Source organism: Marinobacter gelidimuriae (assembly GCF_000372805.1).
In the GTDB taxonomy this organism is placed as follows: Bacteria; Pseudomonadota; Gammaproteobacteria; order Pseudomonadales; family Oleiphilaceae; genus Marinobacter; species Marinobacter gelidimuriae.
Genome location: NZ_KB889944.1, coordinates 1 through 8003, shown reverse-complemented (window position 1 = coordinate 8003; position 8003 = coordinate 1). Strand labels below are relative to the sequence as shown.

6 protein-coding genes and 1 pseudogene are annotated in these 8003 nt (G+C 53.4%); 3 read left to right on the top strand and 4 right to left on the bottom strand.

The genetic code is table 11. The annotated features are described in order from the left end of the window. From A3OI_RS22405 to A3OI_RS0117820, 3 genes and pseudogenes are all read left to right on the top strand, one after another. Window positions 1-126 (top strand): annotated as a pseudogene (locus A3OI_RS22405) (IS5/IS1182 family transposase); the annotation flags it as partial. 335 nt (window positions 127-461) lie between these two features. Then, entirely contained in the window at window positions 462-1868 is a 1407-nt protein-coding gene (locus tag A3OI_RS0117825; protein ID WP_018405574.1) for a hypothetical protein, read from the top strand. Window positions 1869-2069: 201 nt separating this feature from the next. Beyond that, complete coding sequence (locus A3OI_RS0117820) at window positions 2070-2897, top strand: HpcH/HpaI aldolase/citrate lyase family protein (RefSeq protein WP_018405573.1); 828 nt, start codon at window positions 2070-2072, stop codon at window positions 2895-2897. A gap of 39 nt (window positions 2898-2936) precedes the next feature. On the opposite strand, the gene A3OI_RS20800 is transcribed toward A3OI_RS0117820, so the two are convergent. The 4 genes from A3OI_RS20800 to A3OI_RS0117800 are packed head-to-tail and all read right to left on the bottom strand — an operon-like array spanning window position 2937 to window position 7533. Further along, on the bottom strand, window positions 2937-4136 hold the full coding sequence (locus tag A3OI_RS20800) for a CaiB/BaiF CoA transferase family protein (RefSeq protein WP_018405572.1): 1200 nt from the start codon (window positions 4134-4136) through the stop codon (window positions 2937-2939). 12 nt (window positions 4137-4148) lie between these two features. Then, a complete protein-coding gene (locus tag A3OI_RS0117810) occupies window positions 4149-5528 on the bottom strand; it encodes an MmgE/PrpD family protein (RefSeq protein ID WP_018405571.1) in 1380 nt (459 codons plus the stop codon). A gap of 9 nt (window positions 5529-5537) precedes the next feature. After that, window positions 5538-6698 carry an acyl-CoA dehydrogenase family protein gene (locus A3OI_RS0117805; protein WP_018405570.1) on the bottom strand — a complete coding sequence of 387 codons (1161 nt, stop codon included), beginning with the start codon at window positions 6696-6698 and terminating at the stop codon, window positions 5538-5540. A 10-nt stretch (window positions 6699-6708) separates the two neighbouring features. Then, complete coding sequence (locus A3OI_RS0117800; RefSeq protein ID WP_018405569.1) at window positions 6709-7533, bottom strand: FAS1-like dehydratase domain-containing protein; 825 nt, start codon at window positions 7531-7533, stop codon at window positions 6709-6711. Window positions 7534-8003 lie beyond the last annotated feature (470 nt).

Genomic DNA, 8003 nt, shown 5'->3' with positions numbered 1-8003 from the left:
CTGGTCGAGAATGCGTTTGCCAGACTCAAGCACTATCGTGCCGTTGCCACCCGATATGACAAGCTTGCTCGAAATTATGAGAGCATCGTGTCATTGGCTTGCGCATTTCTCTGGCTGCCGATGTGAATTGTCAACAGACCCTAGAGCGCACTCCTAATAAGCCAAATAATACCAGCTGCATCGATTACCTGTTTTTTGTGCATGACCGACACGATGGTAACCTGGAAGCTTCTCGTCGTTATCTAGCCTGGGAAACCGGCCTGTTAGCGCAACTTGACGATCAGGAGCGCAGTATCTTCAAAATCTAGTCCTGTTTGAGAAGATACTTAATGAAACGAAAAGCCAATCCGATAGATCTTGCCTGCCACTAAAGAATGTCGACCCTCTATTTTTTAGGCATCGGTCAATTGGGTGAACAGGCGCGCCCTTTTTTTACATGTAAAGGAGATCGAACGGCCTGAATGAATACCTCAACCTCCTCGCGCTATTTTGCCTTGGCTGGCTTTCTGCCAGTCGGGGTCGTTTTCTTGATGATCTCCTTCGAATACACGAATTATTCCGCATTCGCAGTGGCCGCTTCGGTACTGGCCTTAATCGCAGTCGCTATTTTCAGCTTTGGTGTGGCCGTCTCGCGGGTTATTTTCGTGCTAATCGCGATCGCATTAGTGCTTTGGGCTGCACTAACTCATACGGACTGGATGGCAGCAACCGCAATAGCGGCGCAGCGCGGTGCAATGGTAATGGCGCTGTTCACAGCCCTGACGTCAATCCGGAATGCCGCTATGACCGCACCAGAAATTGTCGAATGCGGGCGATTTCTGGCACGGCAACGGTCGGGGTTACGTTACACAGCCCTGACCATTGGTGGACATCTGTTCGCAGTCATTCTGCTTTATGGGTCAATATCATTGCTGGGCACTTTGGCGACCGAAAGTACCGCGCACGAGCCTGACCCCGAAATTCGCAAGCAGCGCACCCGCCGCATGATGATCGCGATCCAGCGGGGCTTTGCGTCTACTCTGTGCTGGTCTCCCCTAGGGTTTTCGATGATCATCAGCGTAGCCGTCGTACCGGGTGCACGCTGGAGTGACGCTGCCCTGCCCGGGGTTGTCAGCGCGCTAATGGTGCTGGTGATCGGATGGGGCCTGGACGCACTTTACAAACCGTCCGTTAAACCCAGTCCGCGCCCGGTAGAAACAGAGCGATGGATAACTCAGTTGCGTCCATTGCTGTTGTTACTGGGGCTTGTGTTGGTTGGCGTCGCGCTGTTGCATACGGTCACGGAAGTTGAGGTGATTGGTGCTGTCATGTCATTTATTCCAGTTATTGCAATTCTGTGGATCGCAATGCAGCGTCCCCCTGTTGGTTTTACGCGCAGCGCCAACATCCGAAAGCGCGCCCTACTGTTCGTCACGCGCGAATTGCCCCGTTATCGCGGCGAGATCGTCTTGCTGTTCATGGCCGGTTTTATCGGCAGTTTGGGGGCATTTCTGTTGGTGCCACTGGTGCAGGCACAAGGGCTTGACCTGACAACGATCCCGCCCTGGATCATTGTTGCTGCAATGGTTTGGGTAGTCCCTATTACAGGGCAGCTGGGCATGAATCCAATCCTCGCCGTTTCGCTGCTGGTGCCCATTTTGCCTTCGCCCGAGGTTATGGGCATTCCACCTACGGCGCTGGTCGTGGCGATTACATCCGGATGGGCGCTGAGCGGAGTAACCTCACCATATACAGCGTCCGTTATGCTGGCTGCGTCATTGGGCGGAGTGTCACCCCTAAGAGCTGGTTTGGGCTGGAACGGGGTGTTTGTTCTCGTGGCCGGCACTGCCCTGACCCTGTGGGCGTTATCGCTTTTCTATATCCTTTGACCCGGACTGGTACCAGGAAATTCATGATAGAATTAACCGTCTCGCTGAGAAACCGGGCGGAGCGTCATTCATCCTAATTCCACCAGTGAACACGCTATCCGTCAACGCGGAGACTTAGCTCGGCGGCGCCGAGCGTATAGGGCTTTCCTGCAATATCTTTAGCGAACAGTTCTTAAAATTATTTAAATAAGGCTATGCGACATGACGGAAGATCATCTGCGCTCGTTTCTTTTTGTTCCGGCCACGCGGCCAGATAGAATCGGTAAAGCGCTGGCTAGCGGCGCTGACGCCGTGATTGTGGATCTTGAGGACGCGGTGCCCGCCGACGCCAAGGATCAGGCGCGCTCTACCCTGGCGACGTTCTTCGAGCAGAATCCCGACGTGAAAGTGTTGGTGCGGATAAACAGCGCAGACACGGACGCATTTGAAGCCGATCTAGCGCTTTGCCGTGATGCCGAAGCAGTGTTTGGTGTGATGCTGGCCAAAGCAGACAGCGCTAAAGACATCGAATACACCGCCGATACAACAAAAAAACCGGTATGGCCGTTGATTGAATCCGGCGCGGGCATTGCGGCACTAGCGGAACTGGTAAAGGCACGTGGAATTGCACGTTTGAGCATTGGTGCTCTGGATCTGGCGTCTGATCTTGGGCTGACCTTAGATACCCCAGGGGCCGAAAAGATGCTGGACCACTGCCGTAGCCAACTGGTCATTCATTCCAGAGCAGCAGGCCTGGCACCTCCGGTAGAAACGGTGGTACCGGTAATTGACCAGCCAGATGTAATCTTGCAGGTGGCGATTAACGCCAGTCAGATGGGCTTCACAGGCATGCTAGCCATTCATCCGGCACAATTACCTGCTATTCATCAAGCCTTTACGCCAAACGCCAGTCAAGTTGAGTGGGCACAGCAAATCGTTGCCGGCGCAGCAGAGTTTGGCGCCGTGTTCCAGCTTAACGGTAAAATGGTAGATGCACCGGTTATCAAACAAGCCCACAACATTTTAGCCCGAGCTCAACCACAGACATAAAAAATGCAGCCGGGTTTTCCAACCCGGCTCTCAAATCATTCAAACCACTCCGTCACTTTTGAACCCTTGAATCTGCTCTTCGTGATAGCCAAGTTCCGCAAGAATGCTGGCGGTATGTTCACCCAGAGCGGGCACCGGGTTCATCACCGGAGTATAAGCACTACTCCGGCCCGGGGGCAGCGGCGCCGACACGTCGCCAGCAGGGCTTCCCACCGTATCCCAATGATTCCGGGATTTCAGTTGCGGATGCGCCCAGACATCGTGCATATCGTTTACTTTGGCATTAGCGATGGCCGAGTCATCCAATCGCTGAGCGGCCTGCTCCGCAGACATAGACGCGAATACTTGCTGAATAATGCCCCGCAGATCGTCGCGGTTCTCCGAACGCAGCTGGTTACTGGAAAAACGGTGATCATCTGCCAATTCAGGCATATTCAACACATTATTACAGAACGCCAGCCACTCGCGCTCGTTCTGAAGGCCCAGCATGACCTGCTTGCCATCGCCCGCCGTAAACGGGCCATAAGGATAGATCGAAGCGTGGGAGGCACCAGCGCGGGGTGGCGGTTCAGCCCCCTGATAGGCGTAGTACAGCGGATACCCCATCCACTCAACCAGGCACTCAAGCATCGACACATCGATGTGTGAGCCTTCCCCTGTTCTTTGGCGGAGCATTAACGCAGACAGGATGTTGGTGTAGGCGTACATGCCGGCGGAGATATCGGCAATCGAACAGCCCGCCTTAGCCATTCCGTCAGGGCCTGGGGCACCGGTTGTGGACAGAAAACCACCCTCGCTCTGAATCAGCAAATCATAGGCTTTACGATACTGGTAAGGCCCGCTGTCGCCGTAACCGGAAATGTCACACACAATCAGTTTGGGAAATCTTTCATGCAGATCTTCGTAAGAGAGACCCAGGCGACGACAAGCTCCCGGAGCTAAATTCTGAACAAAAACATCAGACTCCTCCAACAATTGATCAAGAATAGGCTTTGCCGGTTCCGCTTTGACATCCAGAGTAAGACTTTCCTTTGAGCGGTTAGTCCAGACAAAATGTGAAGAGAGACCATGGACCCGCTCGTCGTATCCGCGGGCGAAATCACCAACGCCGGGGCGCTCAATTTTGATAACTCTAGCACCAAGATCCGCTAACTGACGCGTGCAGAATGGAGCCGCAATCGCATGCTCCAGGCTGACCACTGTGATGCCGTCCAACGGACGGAGTTCGCTGTTGCTCATGTGCGTTTCCTGTCAATGAGTGGGGTCGGAGGTGACATGGGGCAGCAAATTACTAACACTGCTGGCATCCCGAAGCTGCCAGGCCCAACTGATCAGTTGATCCGCCTCTGCCTGAGTGGCTGCCTTTGAAAAAGCGACCAATCTGTGAAACTTTTCTTCCAACTCGCCACGAGACATCGGGTTGCCCGGATCCCCTTTGGGATCGTCTATTGCGGCACTCAGTCGCCGGCCATCGGTTGTGACGACCTCGATTCGGCCCAACCATTTGGCTGGATAGGCTCTGTCCACTTCCGGATCCAGCGACATACTAACCAGAGAGCGGAAGTGTGCTACCTCTCCACTCTGTAATGCCCGATCCTGGAAGTCGAGGACACCGGCGCTGCCGTATACAGCAATCAATCCCAGCACGGTACCCATTGAGAACTTTGCTTGGTGAATCGTGGTGGGCTCGTTCACCATACCGAGCACATCGATTGCGGCTTGATGCACTTTCGCAATAACCGACTCGATGTCACTGCTAGCAAGGTCGTGTTCCTGCATCAGTGCAAGCAGTGCGTCTGCTGCCGGGTGCGTATGTCGACAGGAAGCGTGAAACTTGAACGAGGTTTCCGCTAGCGCCCAACGAGACCCAAGTTGGTCTGTCAGGAACGCAGGCTCAGCATCGCTGGACATACCCGCAGCCATACCCTGTCGGCCTTCAAGGATCTGGCTCGCTCCGGTAAGCCCTTCCTCAGTCATGTAGGCCGCAAGCAGTCCGTCTGCAGCCGCTTTTGCGGTGTGTAGCTGTTTGGAATTCGCAGCGTCACGCAGGAACTCCCACAAACCAGACGCCTGGGTACCAGCGCTTCCTAGCGCATTAACGAACTGATCTGTGTCGAACTTAAACAACTTGCCCACAGCTACTGCTGCGGCCAATGTACCGACCGTCCCGGTCGTGTGAAAAATTGTGTAATGAGAGCGCCCCAAGAATTCACCGATCCGAATTCCGGCCTCGTATCCGGCGACCGACGCCAAAATTAAATCCCGACCGGAAACGTCCAGATCCTGAGCAGCAGCCAAGACTGCCGGGAACACCACGGTACCTGGATGAAGTACCGAACTGTTGTGGAGGTCATCCTGCTCAACCACGTGAGATGAAGCAGCGTTTACAAATGCCGCGAACCATGGAGAGGTACGGCTTCGGTCAACCAGCACTTCGCAATGGCCATTATCAGGGCCCATCCGCCGAGCATATTTCTGAAAAAGAGGAATCGGAGGGTAGTCCTTTCCGGCCAGTGCCGATCCCATCCAATCTAGAAAGAGCTCCTCGCAGCGCTCAACGACGTAATCCGGAATGTCGTCGTATGTCAGGTCAGCCAAAAATCCAGCAAGTGCCCGGGTTTCATCAGTCATTGTCAACTCCTAGAACGACCGCGGTAGCTGAAGAATATGCTCAGCCACGTAGGAAAGAATCAGATTCGTTGAAATCGGCGCCACTTGGTACAACCGAGTCTCGCGAAACTTACGTTCAATATCGTATTCGTTAGCGAAACCGAAGCCACCGAAGGTTTGCATGCAGGCGTTAGCCGCCTTCCAAGAGGCTTCTGCAGCCAGGTACTTTGCCATGTTGGCGCTAGCACCGGCATTGTGGCCGTGGTCGTATTCCCAGCAAGCCTTCCAACGCATCAGGTCAGCCGCTTCAACCTCAATGTGAGACTGTGCGATGGGAAATTGAATTCCCTGGTTTTTGCCAATCGGCCGGCCAAAAACTTCCCGCTCACACGCGTATTTGGCCGCTTTTTCAATAAACCAGTGACCGTCACCAATGCATTCGGCTGCGATCAACGCACGCTCGGCGTTCAGACCGTCCAGAATATAACGGAAGCCTTGACCTTCCTCGCCAATCAAGCTGTCAGCTGGAAGTTCCAGATTGTCAAAAAACAGCTCATTGGTTTCGTGATTTACCATGTTGGCGATGGGCTGAACAGACAAACCATTCCCGATAGCCTTGTGCAGGTCAACGATAAAAATGGACATGCCTGAAGACTTCTTGGTTACTTCTTGCAACGGTGTTGTGCGGGCTAACAGAATCATAAGATCAGAGTGTTGAACCCGCGAAATCCAAACCTTCTGGCCGTTGATGACGTATTTGTCGCCCTTGCGCACCGCGGTGGTTTTGAGCTTTGTGGTATCAGTGCCGGTTGTTGGCTCGGTTACAGCCATCGATTGCAAACGCAGTTCGCCAGAAGCCAATTTTGGTAGGTAGTATTCTTTTTGCTCATCGCTGCCATGGCGCAGCAAGGTGAACATGTTGTACATCTGGCCGTGAATGGTTCCAGCGTTGCCGCCACAACGATTCACTTCTTCCAGGATTACCGATGCTTCGGTCAACCCCAGGCCAGAACCACCAAATTCTTCAGGAATCATGGCTCCCAGCCAGCCGGCTTTGGTCATCTCTTCAACAAAGGCTTCGGGAAAGGCCTTTCTCTCGTCCAGCTCACGCCAGTATTCGGCACCATAGTTTACACACAGGCTACGTACACCATCGCGGATAGCATCCAGGGATTCTTGATTATCAAACATGATCTTTTCCTTAATAGGTTACACGGGCTTGCTGGGCCGGGCCGTTGTCGTTAAAGGCTAGCAGCACGCTTTCGTTGTCGGTTTTTGCATAGCCGCCAAGGCTGAACTCAGCTCCCTGAATCAATGGTCGAACGCCACGATATTCAAAGTGTTTTGGCTCTTTCTCAGGGTTGTTGCTGATGAAACTGTTTAGCAGCAGAGTGGCGATCAGTGGGCCGTGGACCACCAGGTTCGAATAGCCCTCGATTGCGGTCACGTAGGGGTAGTCGTAATGGATGCGATGGCTATTGAACGTTACCGCCGAGTAGCGGAACAACATTACCGAAGACGGAGTCACGCTTTCTTGCCAGTCCATCATCGGAATCTCGCCGCTGTCTTGCAGGCGCGGTGCGGTTGGTGCGCGGTAAACCACGTCCTGCTCTTCGTCAATGCACAATATATTGTCTTGAATGTACTGGTGCCGGAGCGTAACGAACAATAACGCACCGGTGTTGCCTTGTTTTTCTGTGATTTTAATGATTTCAGTGCGGCGCTGTGCTGGTTTTCCAACTAGCAAGGGGGTGTGGAAAGCAAGGCGGCCACCAGCCCACATACGATTGCGGCCTTCGACCGGAGGCATAAACTGACCCAGTACGGGATGGCCATCTGGACCGGTCAAATCTTCACTGACAGGCTCTTGAAAAAAAGCCCAGTGCCACAGGTGTGGCAGTGGCGTTCCGTGCTTTGGCGTTTCAGTTCCGAAGGTAACGGCTATTCGCTTGACGAGGCATTCGGAAATGATGTCTTCAACCAATTCGCTTTTGCCTAGCCAGTAGTCATATGAGTGATCGCCCATAAACGCTCCCAAGTTGCCCTTGTTATGTTTTGTTCAGAAAAGTATGCGTAATCGATAGCAACTATAGAATTTGAGAATGTGGAAGGCAGGTTTCACAAATTTGGAATGTTCGGCTTTTATCTCTAAAAATCATCATTTTGAGTTATTTTTCTGCCGAGAAAATGGCTACTCTGAAGAAGCAGGTCGCAGTAGGAATGCCGGTCACCCAGCACCCCCTGCACAGATCCGTACGTGCGCTACTAACGCATACGGCTCCTATCTTGAGTGTCTACCGTCAAATCGTTTGTTTGGCCAAGGATGCACAACTCTGGGTTGTGGCAGCGCATCTCGCAAGAACTGACCGAAGCGCGACCACACGAGACGGTAGCGCTGGCTGCGGCGCCGTAACGCCTTCATCCAGAGCTTTCCAAGTTCCGTGTGAAAGCGGCTCACAGGTGTTTGCCGCAGCAACATGAACGTCCGTCTATCAC